The following is a 15,607-nucleotide window of genomic DNA, read 5'->3' as shown; positions in this document are numbered from 1 at the left end:
GGCTATCAGCCGTTCTGGCGGATACCGGCGACCAGCCAAGGCTGGTTGTCGCCTTGGGCGCGTTCCATGTTCCAGCTTTCGCTGAACACTTCGCCCTGGTCGAAACGCGAGGTCTTCGACACACCGCTGAACGTCAGGGTGGCGATGGTCTTGTCGGCGCGATCGTCCACACCTTCGAGCTGCACGCGCAGGTCGTCGATGTAGGTCGACTGGAAGCCGTCGCCCAGGTCGGCGCGTTCGCGCTTGAGGAACTCGAGCAGTTGCGGGGTCACGAACTCGGAGATTTTATCCATTTCGTTGGCGTCCCAGTGCTGCTGCAGGGACTGGAAGTGGCTGCGGGCCGCTTCGACGAAACGTTCTTCGTTGAACCAGGCCGGCGCATTGATCACCGGGCGGGCAGCAGCAGGTGCGGCCGAACCACCGAAGATCGAACCCATGGCTGGCTTCTGCTCGAACACTTCACGCTGCATCGGCGCGCCGGCTGGAGCCATGTGCTCCTGCTGCTTGCGACGACGGGCGGCGATGAAGCGGAAGATCAGGAAGGCGATGACCGCCATGATCAGGATGTCGAAGATCTGCATGCCCTGGAAGCCGCCGCCCATGAACATGGATGCGAGCAGGCCACCGGCGGCGATACCGGCCAGAGGGCCCAACCAGCGCGAAGCACCGCCGGCCTTGGCGGCTGCGCCAGCGGCACCGGCCGCGCCGGCAGTGGCGGCAGCACCGCCGACGCCGGCGGACGGAGCCATTTGGCTGGTCTGGTGAGTTGGTGCCGAGCCTATGCTTTTGCCGCCACCGAAGCGTTTGGCGTTGGCATCGAGGCTCATCGTCAGGCCAATGCACAGCGCCATGGCGATGCTAAGAAAACGTTTCATAAAGGGAATTCCCATTTGTGGATTGCACGCGCGCCATGTTGCACAGGTGTCGTGACAGTGGCTAGCGACATAATGTTTCGGGCTTTTGCGTAAGACAGAATCCGAAGGGTCTGTAGGACTAGTTACAGATATTGGCCCGCGCGCATCAAAAACAAGGGTGGACGCGAAACCTTCATGCTGAACCGTCCTTCTGTCTGTAGGAGCGAGCTTGCTCGCGAAGATCGCCAACGATAACGCGGGCATCCTGGATGAGACGCGTTGTCTGAGGGTTTTTCGCGAGCAAGCTCGCTCCTACAGGGGGAAGGGGTCAGCGTGTCAGACCGCTTCGAGCTTCGCGTAACCCATCATCAGCCACTTGCTGCCCTCGGCGAAGTTCACCTGCACCCGTGCCTGGGCGCCGGCGCCTTCGAAGTTGAGGATCACCCCTTCGCCGAAGATCGCATGCTTGACCTGCTGGCCAAGGCTGAACGGGGTTTCCGGGATCTCGGAACCGGCAAACAGGCTGCTGGAGTTCTGCTGCTGTCCGCCGCCGAACGGGCGACTGACGCTGTTGGACAGGCGCACTTCCTGGATCAGCCCCTTCGGCACTTCCCGCACGAAGCGCGACACCTTGTTGTAGGTCTCGCTGCCATACAAGCGACGGGTCTCGGCGTAGGTCATCACCAGGTTCTGCATCGCCCGGGTAATGCCCACATAGGCCAGGCGGCGTTCTTCCTCAAGGCGGCCGGGCTCTTCCAGGCTCATCTTGTGGGGGAACAGGCCTTCTTCCATGCCCACCAGGAATACATACGGGAACTCCAGGCCCTTGGCGCTGTGCAAGGTCATCAGCTGGATGCTGTCTTCATGCTCATCGGCCTGGGTATCACCGGCTTCCAGCGACGCATGGCCGAGGAACGCGGCGAGCGGGGTCAGTTCTTCATCGGCCTCGGTGTTTTCAAACGCGCGGGCGGCGCTGACCAGTTCCTCAAGGTTTTCCACCCGGGCCTGGCCTTTCTCGCCTTTTTCCGCTTCGTGATAGGCAATCAGCCCGGACTGCTCGATCACGGTCTGGGTCATCAAATGCAGGGGCATGTCCGCGCACTTGGCCGTCAGGTTCTCGATCAGCTCGACAAACACACCCAACGCCCCGGCAGCACGGCCGGTCAGGCCTTTATTGGCGATCAGCAAGCGCATGGCTTCCCACATCGACACATCGGCGTGGCGCGCATGGTCGCGAATTGCTTCAACGGTTTTTTCGCCGATGCCGCGGGCCGGGATATTGATCACCCGCTCCAGCGCCGCATCGTTGCCGCGACCTTCCAGCAAACGCAGGTAGGCCATGGCGTTCTTGATTTCGGCGCGCTCGAAGAAGCGCTGGCCGCCGTAAATACGGTACGGGATTCGCTCGCGCAGCAAGGCTTCTTCCAGCACCCGCGATTGGGCGTTGGAACGGTACAGAATCGCGATGTCGCTGCGCGCCAGGCCGGTTTTCAATGCGCTTTCGATGGTTTCCACCACGTAGCGCGCTTCGTCGTGCTCGTTGAACGCCGCGTACAGGTTGATCGCTTCGCCTTCGCCGCCGTCGGTCCACAGCTCTTTGCCCAGGCGCCCGGTGTTATTGGCGATCAAGGCGTTGGCGGCCTTGAGGATCCCGGCGGTGGAGCGGTAGTTCTGCTCCAGGCGGATGGTGACCGCGTCCGGGAAGTCTTCGGAATACTGGTAGATGTTCTCGATTTTCGCGCCGCGCCAGCCGTAGATCGACTGGTCGTCGTCGCCCACCACCATCAGGCTGTCGCCGCCCTTGGCCAGCAGGCGCAACCAGGCGTACTGCACGGCGTTGGTGTCCTGGAACTCATCGACCAGGATGTGCCGGAAGCGTTTCTGGTAATGGGCCAGCAGGCCGGGGTTATCGCGCCACAGGTCGAGGGCGCGCAGCAGCAGCTCGGAGAAGTCGATCACGCCGGCGCGCACACAGGCCGCTTCGTAGGCTTCATAAATGCTGCGCATGGTGGCCAGGAACAAATCGCCGCTGGCCTGGATATGTTGCGGGCGTAGGCCTTCGTCTTTCTGGCCATTGATGAACCATTGGGCCTGGCGCGCCGGCCAACGCTGTTCGTCGAGGCCCAGCTCGCGGATCACGCGCTTGACCAGGCGTTGCTGGTCATCGCTGTCGAGGATCTGGAAGGTCTGGGCCAGGCCCGCTTCCTGCCAATGCGCCCGCAGCAGGCGGTGCGCCAGGCCGTGGAAGGTGCCCACCCACATGCCGGCCGGGCTGATGCCCATCAACTGCTCGATGCGGTGGCGCATCTCGGCAGCGGCCTTGTTGGTGAAGGTCACCGACAGGATCGAATGCGGGGACGCGTTCTCGACCTGGATCAACCAGGCGATACGGTGTACCAGCACTCGGGTTTTACCGGAGCCAGCACCGGCCAGGACCAACTGACGGCCAACGGGGGCCGCTACGGCCTGGCGTTGGGCATCGTTGAGGGAATTCAGCAAAAGGGAGAGATCATCGCGCATCGGCGCATTCTATGGCCCGCGGGGGAGTGGGGCAAATCCCATTGGCGGATGGCCGACGGAAAACCTGCGGCGCGTGCCGGGGCGGGCACGCGTTCCGGCGGGGCTGATGACTGGTTGGTCATGGGCCACAGGCCGCGCCGCGTCTCGCTCAAGCCGTCTGGCCCCGAGGTTTGCGCGGTACGCCTCGCTGGTTTTTATGACGCGCAGCAGTTTGGCCCGAGCGCTTGCTTGTGTATGCTCCGTCGACGTTTCGGGCTCACCATTATAAGAACACTGCCTATGACCCTCAGCACCGACCTGTTTAGCCCCATGGCGGCGCCCGCGCAGGTTATCCGAAAACACTACGCTACCGAGATGGCGGTCGAACGCACGCGCCTGCTCTACCAGGGTTCGCTGCTGCCGACCTTATTGATGCTGGTCAACGGCCTGGTCTGTGCCTGGTTGATCTGGAACCCCAAACATTACCTGCTCGACAGCATCTGGCTGGTCTGGCTGCTGGCGCTGGTCGCGCTGCGCGTGATCCAGGTGGCCGCCTTCGACTCGGCGATGCCCAGCCGCCAGGCGCAACCGATCTGGCGGCGCATGTTCATGCTTGGCTCGGCGGTCAGCGGCCTGACCCTGGCCATCGCCGCCATCGCCCTGGTGCCGGCAGACAGCTTTACGCAGCAAGCCTGGGTGTTCGGCCTGATCGGCGCGGCGACGTTGTCCGCCAGCGTTGCCTATGCGGTGAGCCTGCCGGCGTTCCTGTCATTCGCGCTGCCGTGCCTGGTGCCGGCCATTGTCTATCTCTTCTGGAACGGCGCCGCGCAGCAACAGGGTTGGGGTGTGCTCGGCCTGATCCTGCTGGCGTCCTTGAGTGTGGTGGCGTGGCAGGTCAACCGCCTGATCCAGCACGGGCTGTTGCGGCGCTTTCAGAACCAGGCGCTGATCGAGCATCTGCAACAGGCACAGCAGCGCAGTGAACAGTTGAATCAGGAGCTGGTGCGCGAAGTCGAGCAACGCCGCCAGGTCGAGCAGGAACTGCGCGAAGCGCAAATCGGCCTGCAGGACCGCGTGGCGCAACGCAGCCAGGAACTGGACGCCGCCAGCCTGGCCCTGAATAAAAGCGAAGCGCGCCTGGCGATGGCTCTGCAAGCCAGCGAACTGGGCCTGTGGGACTGGAACCTGCAAACCGACGAAGTCCACCACACCCAGCTCAAGGAACTGTTCGGCCTGGAGCCCGAGTTCGTCACGGCGATGCTCAGCCATCTCAAGCCGCGCCTGCACCCCGACGACTTGCCGCTGCTCAAGCGTGCCCTGGTGGAGCATCTCAAGGGCCGCAGCGAGGACTACCTGGTGGAATACCGGGTGCGCCATGGCGATGGCCACTGGGTGTGGATCGAAGACCGCGGCCGCGCCGTGGAGCGTGCGCCCAGCGGTCGCGTGACGCGCATGCTCGGCACGCGCCGCGACATCAGCGCAAGCAAGGCGCTGGAGGAACAGCAACGCCTGGCCTCGACCGTATTCGAAGCGGCCAGCGAAGGTATTGTGATCCTGGACCCGGACTACGCGCTGCTCGCCGTCAACCAGGCCTTCAGTCGCGTCACCGGCTTTGATATCGACGACATGCTCGGGCGCAATGTGGTGGAGTTGCCGTGCAGCCGCGACGCCCGGCGGCACTTTCCGCTGATCCGCCAGGCGCTGCTCAGTCACGGTACCTGGCAGGGCGAGCTGGTGGAAACGCGCAAGAACGGCGAGCTGTACCCGCAGTGGCTGCAACTGAACGTGGTGCGCGATATTCGAGGAAACGTCAGTCATATCGTAGGCTTCTTCGCCGATCTCTCGGCGCGGCGTGAATCCGAGGAGCGCATGCGCTACCTCACGCACTATGACGAATTGACCGGCCTGGCCAACCGCTCGCTGTTTCGCGAGCGGCTGCGCGAAGCGCATCAGCGGGTGCGCCAGGGCGGGCGCAGCCTGGCGTTGCTGCATATCAACCTGGACCGTTTCAAGTTGCTCAACGACAGCCTGGGCCATGACGTCGCCGACCAATTGCTGCAAAAAATGGCGCGACGTTTGATCAATGCCCTGCCCGAGGCCGACACCATCGCGCGTTTGTCCGGGGATGAGTTCGCCGTGCTTTTCGATGCCTACGGCAACCTCTCAAGCCTGGCGCGGGTGGCCACGCGCCTGCTGGCCAAGTTGCGCGTGCCGGTGACGGTGGAAGGGCATGAATTGGTGGTCAGCGCCTCGATGGGCGTCAGCCTGCTTCCGGATAATGCGCGGGAAATTTCGGCGTTGGTCAGCCAGGCGAACATGGCCATGCAACACGCCAAACACCTGGGCGGGAATAATTTCCAGTTCTACACCGACAGCCTGCAAGCCAGCACCCTGGAGCGTTTGCAGCTGGAAAACCAGCTGCGCAAGGCCATCGACGAGCGCCAGCTGTCGGTGTTCTACCAACCGAAATTGTGCCTGGCCAGCGGCAAACTGAACGCCGCCGAGGCGTTGATTCGTTGGGAGCATCCGCAGTGGGGCACGGTGCCGCCAAGCGACTTCATCGGCCTGGCCGAAGAAACCGGCCTGATCGTGCCGTTGGGCGAATTCGTCCTGCGCCAGGCCTGCTGGCAGGCTTGTGAGTGGCAGCGTCAGGGGCTGGCGCCGATACGTGTGTCGGTGAACCTGTCGGTGCATCAACTGCGTCAAGGCAAGCTGGTCAGCCTGGTGCGCCAGGTGCTGGAAGAAACCGGCCTGGACCCGCAATACCTGGAGCTGGAGCTGACCGAAAGCCAGCTGCTCGACAGTGTCGAGCACATCATCGCCACCTTCCAGCAACTGCGCGATCTGGGGGTGAAGTTGGCCATCGACGATTTTGGCACCGGCTATTCGTCCCTCAGTTACCTCAAGCGCATTCCCGTGGACTACGTGAAGATCGACCAGACCTTCATCCGCGGCCTCGGCCAGGGGCGGGAAGACGCGGCCATTACCCGTGCGATCATCGCCATGGCCCACGGTTTGGCGCTCAAGGTGGTGGCCGAAGGCGTGGAAGATCAGCAGCAGCTGGATTTCCTGCGTCGGGAGCGTTGCGATGAGGTGCAGGGCTACTTGATCAGCCGGCCGATGAAGGCCGAAGGGCTGGCAGATTTGTTACGGAAGAATGCGGATTTTTCCTAGAGACGTGCCTTCAGCCTTTGTGGCTACAACTTGGCTGCCCTTAGATTCAAAGGGCAGCAGGGCGATTTAGTGATGCATCGGACGGGCAAAACGGCAATTCTTGTAGTATAACTACAAGCTTGCTACATCCCTGGCGTCTGCCAATAACAAGAGTCCTGTCCTTTGAACCTGTTGCAACATATCGCCCAGTCGCGCCACCTGTTACGCAAATCGGAACTCAAGGTTGCCGACCACGTGCTGCTTGACCCTGCGGCCGTAATGCACAGTTCCATGGCCGACCTGGCCCACAGCGTGGGCATCAGTGAGCCGACCATCGTGCGCTTCTGCCGTGCCATCGGTTGTTCCGGCTTCCAGGACCTGAAACTCAAGCTGGCCCAAAGCCTGGCCGCCGGCGCGAGCTTCGGGCAGTTTGCGATTCACGAAGACGATTCCGTCGCCGACTACAGCCTCAAGATCTTCGACACCACGCTGCACACCCTGATGGAAGTGCGCGAGAAGCTCGACCCGGTGGCGCTGCAAAAGGCCGTGACGGCGATGTCCCAGGCCCAGCGTGTCGAGTTCTACGGGTTTGGCGCGTCGGGTGCGGTGGCGGCCGATGCCCAGCACAAATTCTTCCGACTGCTGCTTACGGCGGCGGCCTACAGCGACCCGCACATGCAGGCGATGTCGGCCGTGACGTTGAAGCCGACCGACGTGGCCATCTGTATTTCCCAGTCCGGCCGCTCCAAGGACTTGCTGATCACCGCCAACCTGGTACGTGAAAGCGGCGCCACGCTGATCACCCTGTGCCCGAGCCAGACGCCGTTGGCGGAACTGTCCACGGTCAACCTGGCGATCGATGTCCACGAAGACACCGAAATCTACACCCCGTTGACCTCGCGCATCGCCCACCTGGTGGTGATCGACGTGCTGGCGATGGGCGTGGCCATGGCGCGCGGGCCGAGCCTGGTCAACCACCTCAAGAGCGTCAAGCGCAGCCTGCGCAGCCTTCGTCTGTCGCCCAAGTCCGTCAAAGCCCTCGACGACTGAGCGCGATACAGCGATCCAAATGTGGGAGGGGGCTTGCTCCCGATAGCGGTGGTTCAGTCGCAGATGCATCGACTGACACTCTGCCATCGGGAGCAAGCCCCTCCCACATGTGCATGTCTCATCTGTCCAGAAGATTCATCGTCCTGTCATCCCCGCGCCGCCAAACCGTCATCCCTCGCGCCCATCCTGAACTCCCCGCACTCGCATTGGGAGACTCCAAATGGCCCGGCCCTACGAAGATAGCAACAGCTCCGTCAAGACCCGTCGTCAGCAGGAAGACCAGCGCCGCATGGCGTTCCGTCGCGCAATCGAAGACCGCTGTGATCAACGCCAATTGCTGCAAAGCATCACGGACTACCCGGAACTGCACTGGCAGGCACCCGCGGCTGCCCAGCGAAGCGCTCAGCCAGCGCGCTGATCTGCACCCGCTCGCTGCGGATAAAGCCCAGGAACGCATGGGCCACCGGTGACAGGCGCTTGGCCTTGGCCTGCACCAGGCACCAACTGCGGTACAGCGGCAGTTCTTCCACCGGCAGCTCCTTGAGCCCGCCGGTGGCCAGTTCCAGGTTCAGGGCGTGGCGTGTCAACAAGGCCACGCCCAACCCGGCCAACACGCATTCACGCTGCGCCTCGGCCGAGGCGACTTCCACCGTCTGGCTGAAGTGAACGCGTTTTTCCTTGAAGTACTCCTCGCAAGCCAGCCGCGTGCCGGAACCCGGTTCGCGCAGTAACAGCGTGTAAGGCTCCAGGTCGCGCAGGCGCAGCGCTCCTTGCTGGCTCAAGGGGTGGTCGGGCAGCGCCACGGCGACAATCGGGTTGTTGAGGAATGGCAGGAATTCGAGGCCCATGTCCTGGGGCACCATGGACATGATCACCAAGTCATCACGGTTGTCCGACAGCCGGCGGATCACCTGGGCGCGGTTGACCACCGTCAGATGCAATTGCACCTCCGGATGCTGGCGCTTGAACGCGGCAAACAGGTGCGGCACGAAGTACTTGGCGCTGGACTCCACCGCCAGTTTCAGTTGGCCTTGCAGCGAGCCCTGCATGTCCGACAGCTGCATATCGAGGTTTTCCAGGCGCCCGAAAATATCGCGACTGGCCCGTTGCAGCGCTTCGGCCGCCTCGGTCATGTAAAGTTTCTTACCTACGTAGTCGAACAGCGGCTGGCCGATCAGCTCTTCCAGCTGACGAATTTGCAGGCTGACGGCCGGCTGGGTGAGGGACATTTCCTCGGCCGCCCGGCTGTAGGAGCGCAAATCACACACCTCATTGAAGATCTGCAGTTGACGTAATGTCAGCCTCATCAATGACTTACGCATTTTTTAAAGCCTCTTGGCGGCGTCCGGTCCGACAACTATAAGTCTTTACTTATGCATGACCCAATAATTATTGATTTTTGTTAATCCCTCAGCAGGCTTAGTGTGTGCCTCGCGACTGGCTTGAAACATTTAGTCACGCGCCGACCCGAGTCTAGCGGGTCGAAGAACGCAGCAATCGGCTCAAGGGAATTTCCAAGTGATAAAAAAGATCCTGATCGCCAACCGTGGTGAAATTGCCGTGCGAATCGTGCGTGCCTGCGCCGAGATGGGCATTCGCTCGGTCGCGGTCTATTCCGACGCCGACCGCCACGCGTTGCACGTCAAACGTGCCGACGAGGCCCACAGCATCGGCGCCGAACCCCTGGCCGGTTACCTGAACCCGCGCAAGCTGGTGAACCTGGCCGTGGAAACCGGTTGCGATGCGTTGCATCCCGGTTACGGTTTTCTCTCGGAAAACGCGGAACTGGCGGACATTTGCGCCGAACGTGGGATTAAATTCATCGGCCCATCCGCGGAAGTGATCCGCCGCATGGGCGACAAGACCGAAGCGCGCCGCAGCATGATCAAGGCCGGCGTACCGGTCACCCCCGGCACCGAAGGCAACGTCGCCGACATCGCCGAAGCCCTCACCGAAGGCGACCGCATCGGTTACCCGGTGATGCTCAAGGCCACCTCCGGTGGCGGCGGTCGCGGCATTCGTCGTTGCAACAGCCGTGAAGAACTCGAACAAGCCTTCCCCCGCGTGATCTCCGAAGCCACCAAGGCCTTCGGTTCGGCGGAAGTGTTCCTGGAAAAATGCATCGTCAACCCCAAGCACATCGAAGCGCAGATCCTCGGTGACAGCTTTGGCAACGTGGTGCATCTGTTCGAGCGCGATTGCTCGATCCAGCGCCGTAACCAGAAGCTCATCGAAATCGCCCCGAGCCCGCAACTGACCCCTGAACAGCGCGCCTACATCGGCGACCTGTCGGTGCGCGCAGCCAAGGCCGTGGGTTACGAAAACGCCGGCACCGTGGAGTTCCTGCTCGCCGAGGGCGAGGTGTACTTCATGGAGATGAACACCCGGGTGCAGGTGGAACACACGATCACCGAAGAAATCACCGGGATCGACATCGTTCGCGAGCAGATCCGCATCGCCTCGGGCCTGCCGCTCTCGGTGAAGCAGGAAGACATCCAGCACCGTGGTTTTGCGTTGCAGTTCCGGATCAACGCCGAAGACCCGAAGAACAACTTCCTGCCCAGCTTCGGCAAGATCACCCGCTATTACGCGCCCGGCGGCCCCGGCGTGCGTACCGACACGGCGATCTACACCGGCTACACCATCCCGCCGTTCTACGATTCCATGTGCCTGAAACTGGTGGTGTGGGCGTTGACCTGGGAAGAAGCCATGGACCGCGGCCTGCGTGCCCTGGATGACATGCGCCTGCAAGGCGTGAAGACCACCGCCGCCTACTACCAGGAAATCCTGCGCAACCCGGAATTCCGCAGCGGCCAGTTCAACACCAGTTTTGTGGAAAGCCACCCTGAGCTGACCAACTACTCGATCAAGCGCAAACCCGAAGAGCTGGCCCTGGCCATCGCCGCCGCCATCGCCGCCCACGCAGGCCTGTGAGGAATATAACAATGAGCAAGAAGATCTTTGTCACCGACACCATCCTGCGCGACGCTCACCAATCGTTGCTGGCCACCCGCATGCGTACCGACGACATGCTGCCGATCTGCGACAAGCTCGACAAAGTCGGCTACTGGTCCCTGGAAGTCTGGGGCGGCGCGACCTTCGACGCCTGCGTGCGCTTTTTGAAAGAAGACCCGTGGGAGCGTCTGCGCAAATTGCGCGCTGCGTTGCCTAACACCCGCCTGCAAATGCTGCTGCGCGGCCAGAACCTGTTGGGCTATCGCCACTACAGCGACGACGTGGTCAAAGCCTTCGTCGCCAAGGCCGCCGTCAACGGTATCGACGTGTTCCGCATCTTCGACGCGATGAACGACGTGCGTAACCTGCGCGTGGCCATCGAAGCGGTCAAGGCCGCCGGCAAACACGCCCAGGGCACCATCGCCTACACCACCAGCCCGGTACACACCATCGACGCGTTTGTGGCCCAGGCCAAGCAAATGGAGTCCATGGGCTGCGACTCGGTGGCGATCAAGGACATGGCCGGCCTGCTCACGCCATACGCCACCGGCGAGCTGGTCAAGGCACTGAAAGCCGAGCAGAGCCTGCCGGTGTTCATCCACTCGCATGACACGGCGGGTTTGGCTGCGATGTGCCAACTCAAGGCCATCGAAAACGGTGCCGAGCACATCGATACCGCGATCTCCAGCTTCGCCTGGGGCACCAGCCACCCGGGCACCGAGTCGATGGTCGCCGCCCTTAAAGGCAGCGAATTCGACACCGGCCTCGACCTGGAACTGCTGCAGGAAATCGGCCTGTACTTCTACGCGGTGCGTAAGAAGTATCACCAGTTCGAAAGCGAATTCACCGCGGTCGACACGCGCGTGCAAGTCAACCAAGTGCCGGGCGGGATGATTTCCAACCTGGCCAACCAGCTCAAAGAGCAGGGCGCACTCAACCGCATGGGCGAAGTGCTGGCTGAAATTCCGCGGGTGCGTGAAGACTTGGGCTTCCCGCCGCTGGTCACCCCGACCTCGCAGATCGTCGGCACCCAGGCGTTCTTCAACGTGCTGGCCGGCGAGCGCTACAAGACCATCACCAACGAAGTGAAGCTCTACCTGCAAGGCGGCTACGGCAAAGCGCCGGGCACGGTGAACGGGCAACTGCGTCGCCAGGCCATCGGCAGCGAAGACGTGATCGACGTGCGCCCGGCCGACCTGCTCAAGCCGGAAATGAACAAGCTGCGCGGCGAAATCGGTGCGTTGGCCAAATCTGAAGAAGACGTGCTGACCTACGCCATGTTCCCGGACATTGGCCGCAAGTTCCTCGAAGAACGCGACGCCGGCACCCTGACTCCGGAAGTGTTGCTGCCGATCCCGGAAGCCGGCGGCGTGGCCCGTGCGGGTGGCGAAGGCGTACCGACCGAGTTCGTCATCGACGTCCACGGCGAAAGCTACCGCGTCGACATCACCGGTGTTGGCGTGAAAGCTGAAGGCAAGCGTCACTTCTACCTGTCCATCGACGGCATGCCCGAAGAAGTGGTGTTCGAACCGCTCAACGAGTTCGTCGGCGGTGGCGGCAGCAAGCGCAAGCAAGCCACCGAGCCAGGCCATGTGAGCACCACGATGCCGGGCAATATCGTCGACGTGCTGGTCAAGCCAGGCGACGTCGTCAAGGCCGGCCAGGCGGTGCTGATCACCGAAGCGATGAAGATGGAAACCGAAGTGCAGGCCGCGATTGCCGGCAAGGTGACCGCCGTTCATGTAGCCAAGGGCGACCGGGTGAACCCTGGCGAAATCCTGATTGAAATCGAAGGCTGATCCAGCCTTCGACACTACCGTTTAATCCTCGGGGGAGCAGGTGCTCCCCTTTTTTTTCGCCCGTAATTTGGCCGGCGCGCGCAGCGTGGGCTCAGAACCGCATTTGCCATTGGCCCATCAGGCCCTGGTTGCGGCTATGGTTGCCTGTTTCGCTGGCGTAGGTCAGGCCCACGGTGTGTTGCGGCGAGAGCGCGAGGTCCAGGCCGGCTCGGACGTTCAGGCTGTCGCGGTCCAGCGACGTGCCCTGGACAGTGAAGCTGTCAATCAGCCCCGGCGCAGCGCGAAAGGATTGGCTGACCCGGCTGTCGACGTCGCCGTACAGGTGTTTCCAACTGGCGCTGAGGTGGGGGGCCAGGCTCATCTGGTTATCGAACCGATACAGCGACGCCAGGCGAAGACCGAAGGTGCTGCTCAGGTTCTGTTGGTTTTGCGAGCCGACGTTCAGCGCGGTCAGGCCACCCCGCTCCTTGAAGCCGTCGCGGTGATAGCGCTGGTAACCGAGGCCGGCGAAGGGTTCCACGCTCAAATCCGCAGTGCCCAATTGGTAGCCCATTTCGGAGAAGACGGTTTGGCTGTTGGCGTTGTAATTGGCCCTGAGCTGCTCGGTGTAATCGAGCAACTTGACGCTGCGCTTGTTCTGCCCGTCATGGCTGCTGTAGATCGCTCCCAGGCGCAGGGCCAACGGGCCGTCCTGCCGCACGGCATAGCTGCCCAGGTGCCAGCTGTCGAGGTCGGCGGAAAAACGCGCGGCGTCGAGGTGGCTGCTGGATTTGGCGCCCATCACGCCGACACGCCAGGCGTGGTCCAGCGCCCAATCGGCCCCCAGCAACAGGCCTTGGGTACCATGTTTCAGACCGGCGCTGCCGCCTTTTTTGTCGAGCGTGCCGTCGTTGCCCAGGCTTTGCACCCAGAAGTGGCCAGCGTCGTCGGCGGGCAGGGTGCGCAGGATCGACAACAGTTGGCTGCTCAGTTGCTGCGTGGTGTTCTGGGTCGCGGCGGCGAGGTTGGCGTTCTGGCTGGCGGCCAATTGCTCAAGGGCCGCGCCGATGCCGCCGGGCTGCTTGTCCAGCGCGTCGGCGAATTTTTCCAGGGCTTTGATCTGTTCGGAGGTCAGTTCGCCGGACTCCAGCAACTGAACCAGCGCAGGTTCCAGGGCCTTGGCGAGCTGCAGGCCATTGTGCGTGGTGGCGCGCTGAGTGAGGTAACCGTCGATGGGTTCGGCTTTTTCAGACGCTGCGTCGGCCCACTCATTATCAAGCGCCTCATAGGGTTGGAAATGGTACGGCCGGTATTCGATATCGCCCCGCGCCTGGGCATGTTGAAGGCTGGCGGCGCTGATCGCAAGCGCCATGACAAGTGCAAATCGTGGGGGTGTAAAGGGCATGTGATCCCAACCTCTGATGAATGAGGCCGGAAATTTAGCGAGATGGCGGGGCGATAACTGTCAGGCTATCGACCCCTGGTTTGCGGGAGTTGTCTGTAGTGCGGTGCGATTAAAAACGCATCGGGCTTTGTCCGCGACAGGATAAATGGCCATCTCATTTGCATTAAAATGCATTTTTAGATTAATTCTGGCGATACAAATGCATTTTAATGCGTAAATCTGGTCATCTGCTGAGCAGGAAATGCACTATATTGCAGTACGCGTCCCGAACATTGCTTGCCAGGTGCACTTAAATGCAGATGGAAACGACCTACTCTTTGATACTGCAGATTTTCACCGCTGGTCATTGGCGTGACGCTATGCGGTTGGAGTTCTCGGAGCCTGAAAAGGGTTTTGATGGACCTTGCAGGTTTCATTATCGACAGGATTATCTAGTCGATAACCTGGACGCTGTCCGATTGCCTTTTTCCAAATCTGTCAGTGCGCGGTTTCCACTGGAGTGGGATGTTGCGGTTCTCAAGAAAGCGCCTGCTTTTTTGCACGATATTGCACCGGCAGGGGCCGCCAAACGTTCTTTGATGAAACGTATCGGCCATGAGAAGCCGGAGGGCGTCAGTGCCGATTTGTTTCTACTGGGTCGCAGTACGCCGGCCCCCATTGGCCATATGCGGGTCAAGGAATCCGTGCAGGTACTGGACGGTACCGCACCGATTGGTTTCCCTCGTCGGGAAGTGATCAACCGCGATAACAGCTTTCTGGAATATGCCTATGAACAAGGCGCGGCAATCGGCGGGGCAACGGGCGCGGGCGGTGAGGCTCCGAAACTGTTGATGACGCAGAATGCTGATGGTTTGCTGTACCCGGACGCTACCCTGAACGATGCCGAGGTTACCCAACATTGGTTTATCAAGTTCGCACGTAACCAGGCGACCCAGAATGATCAAGACATCCTGAGAAGTGAGTATCACTACTACAGAGCTCTTCAGGCCCTGGGAATAGAGGCGGTGGGTGCCGAAGGGCTAGCATTGGAAGAGGCCACCAAGCCGAGCCTTTGGATGCACCGCTTTGATCGCAAGGTCAGTAACGCCGGTGTCGAACGATTGGCCGTTGAGTCGATTTATTCCTTGGCGGGAGTGACGACGCCTGGCAGTTACATGGATCATCTTGAGGTGATCAGACTGCTGGTGAATCAATGGCGCGCGGTTGGGCAAGAAGAGCAGGTTGCCGATCTGGTTGCGGAGTACCTACGCCGAGACCTGTTGAACAAGGTGTTGGGTAACTCGGATAACCACGGGCGAAATATGTCGATCATCCGAGGTACCGACTCTCTGCGTCTGGCGCCGATTTATGACTTGGCCCCCATGGTGATGGATGCCGAGGGCGTTACCCGAACGACCAAGTGGCCCAAAGCGCTGGAAGTGGCAGGTGATATCAATTGGCGAGGGGTCTGCGATGCACTGGCCGAGATTATTGACCCTGAGCAAAGTTTTGAGCGGCTGCGACAAGACGCCGAACACTTGCGAGCTCTGCCGGACATCTTGGCTGCAGGCGGTTTGCCAGCGGTCACCTTGAACCACCCCAGCGTCCCGTTGGGGAAACTGGACATGCGTCTGAAGCAATGGGGGCTGAAATGACCATTACCCTGGATGCCCGCGCCCTGTTAATCGAACGTGTCGAACAGGGGCTGGCTGACGGTTCCCTTGCAATTGGCGAAGCCGTGCGCCGCCTGCGCACCGAAGTCACTGGCCTGCACCAAAGCCAGTTCGCCAAGATGTGCAAGATTTCCGTGCGTACCCTGGTGCATATCGAACACGGCGAGGGCAATCAAACCCTGAAATCGCTGAACGCCGTGTTCCGCCCCTTTGGCTTACAGATGGGCGTGGTCAAGGTGCGTCGCGAGTGGGATGACTGAG

The 15,607-nt window shown here is 61.5% G+C and carries 11 protein-coding genes; 7 read left to right on the top strand and 4 right to left on the bottom strand.

Going from position 1 to position 15,607, the window contains the following annotated elements; genetic code table 11:
- Nucleotides 1-5 precede the first annotated feature (5 nt).
- Nucleotides 6-875 carry a Tim44 domain-containing protein gene (locus tag ACP7E3_RS02700; RefSeq protein ID WP_017850035.1) on the bottom strand — a complete coding sequence of 290 codons (870 nt, stop codon included), beginning with the start codon at nucleotides 873-875 and terminating at the stop codon, nucleotides 6-8.
- 315 nt (nucleotides 876-1,190) lie between these two features.
- Entirely contained in the window at nucleotides 1,191-3,374 is a 2,184-nt protein-coding gene (gene uvrD / locus ACP7E3_RS02695; RefSeq protein ID WP_057005204.1) for a DNA helicase II, read from the bottom strand.
- Between the two features lie 279 nt (nucleotides 3,375-3,653).
- Here uvrD and ACP7E3_RS02690 point away from each other — a divergent pair, with 279 nt between their 5' ends.
- From ACP7E3_RS02690 to ACP7E3_RS02680, 3 genes are all read left to right on the top strand, one after another.
- Entirely contained in the window at nucleotides 3,654-6,527 is a 2,874-nt protein-coding gene (locus ACP7E3_RS02690) for an EAL domain-containing protein (protein WP_017850033.1), read from the top strand.
- Between the two features lie 162 nt (nucleotides 6,528-6,689).
- Nucleotides 6,690-7,556: a transcriptional regulator HexR gene (gene hexR, locus ACP7E3_RS02685; protein WP_017850032.1), complete on the top strand. Its 867-nt coding sequence runs from the start codon at nucleotides 6,690-6,692 to the stop codon at nucleotides 7,554-7,556.
- 220 nt (nucleotides 7,557-7,776) lie between these two features.
- Nucleotides 7,777-7,974: a PA3496 family putative envelope integrity protein gene (locus ACP7E3_RS02680; RefSeq protein WP_079444958.1), complete on the top strand. Its 198-nt coding sequence runs from the start codon at nucleotides 7,777-7,779 to the stop codon at nucleotides 7,972-7,974.
- Here ACP7E3_RS02680 and ACP7E3_RS02675 read toward each other — a convergent pair.
- Entirely contained in the window at nucleotides 7,904-8,878 is a 975-nt protein-coding gene (locus ACP7E3_RS02675) for a LysR family transcriptional regulator (protein WP_017850031.1), read from the bottom strand. The genes ACP7E3_RS02680 and ACP7E3_RS02675 overlap by 71 nt on opposite strands.
- Nucleotides 8,879-9,074: 196 nt before the next feature.
- On the opposite strand from ACP7E3_RS02675, the gene ACP7E3_RS02670 reads away from it, so the two are divergent.
- Together ACP7E3_RS02670 and oadA are read left to right on the top strand one after the other, a co-directional pair.
- Nucleotides 9,075-10,490, top strand: coding sequence for an acetyl-CoA carboxylase biotin carboxylase subunit (locus ACP7E3_RS02670; protein ID WP_003213442.1), 1,416 nt, complete (start codon nucleotides 9,075-9,077; stop codon nucleotides 10,488-10,490).
- 11 nt (nucleotides 10,491-10,501) lie between these two features.
- Complete coding sequence (oadA, locus tag ACP7E3_RS02665) at nucleotides 10,502-12,310, top strand: sodium-extruding oxaloacetate decarboxylase subunit alpha (RefSeq protein ID WP_046381604.1); 1,809 nt, start codon at nucleotides 10,502-10,504, stop codon at nucleotides 12,308-12,310.
- Nucleotides 12,311-12,401: 91 nt separating this feature from the next.
- Here the strand turns inward: oadA and ACP7E3_RS02660 are convergent, their stop codons facing one another.
- Entirely contained in the window at nucleotides 12,402-13,694 is a 1,293-nt protein-coding gene (locus ACP7E3_RS02660; RefSeq protein ID WP_026140406.1) for an autotransporter outer membrane beta-barrel domain-containing protein, read from the bottom strand.
- Between the two features lie 293 nt (nucleotides 13,695-13,987).
- Here ACP7E3_RS02660 and ACP7E3_RS02655 point away from each other — a divergent pair, with 293 nt between their 5' ends.
- The gene (locus ACP7E3_RS02655) at nucleotides 13,988-15,328 is read left to right on the top strand and encodes a type II toxin-antitoxin system HipA family toxin (protein ID WP_128192118.1); all 1,341 of its coding nucleotides are present in this window, start codon (nucleotides 13,988-13,990) and stop codon (nucleotides 15,326-15,328) included.
- Nucleotides 15,325-15,606: a helix-turn-helix domain-containing protein gene (locus ACP7E3_RS02650; RefSeq protein ID WP_017850027.1), complete on the top strand. Its 282-nt coding sequence runs from the start codon at nucleotides 15,325-15,327 to the stop codon at nucleotides 15,604-15,606. Before ACP7E3_RS02655 ends, ACP7E3_RS02650 begins: the two co-directional genes overlap by 4 nt.
- Nucleotide 15,607: the final 1 nt, after the last annotated feature.

The organism is Pseudomonas sp. PSPC2-3, from assembly GCF_049898265.1.
Classification (GTDB): domain Bacteria; phylum Pseudomonadota; class Gammaproteobacteria; order Pseudomonadales; family Pseudomonadaceae; genus Aquipseudomonas; species Aquipseudomonas veronii.
The sequence above is the reverse complement of the archived record's forward strand: the minus strand, read 5'-3'. Positions and strand labels throughout refer to the sequence as shown.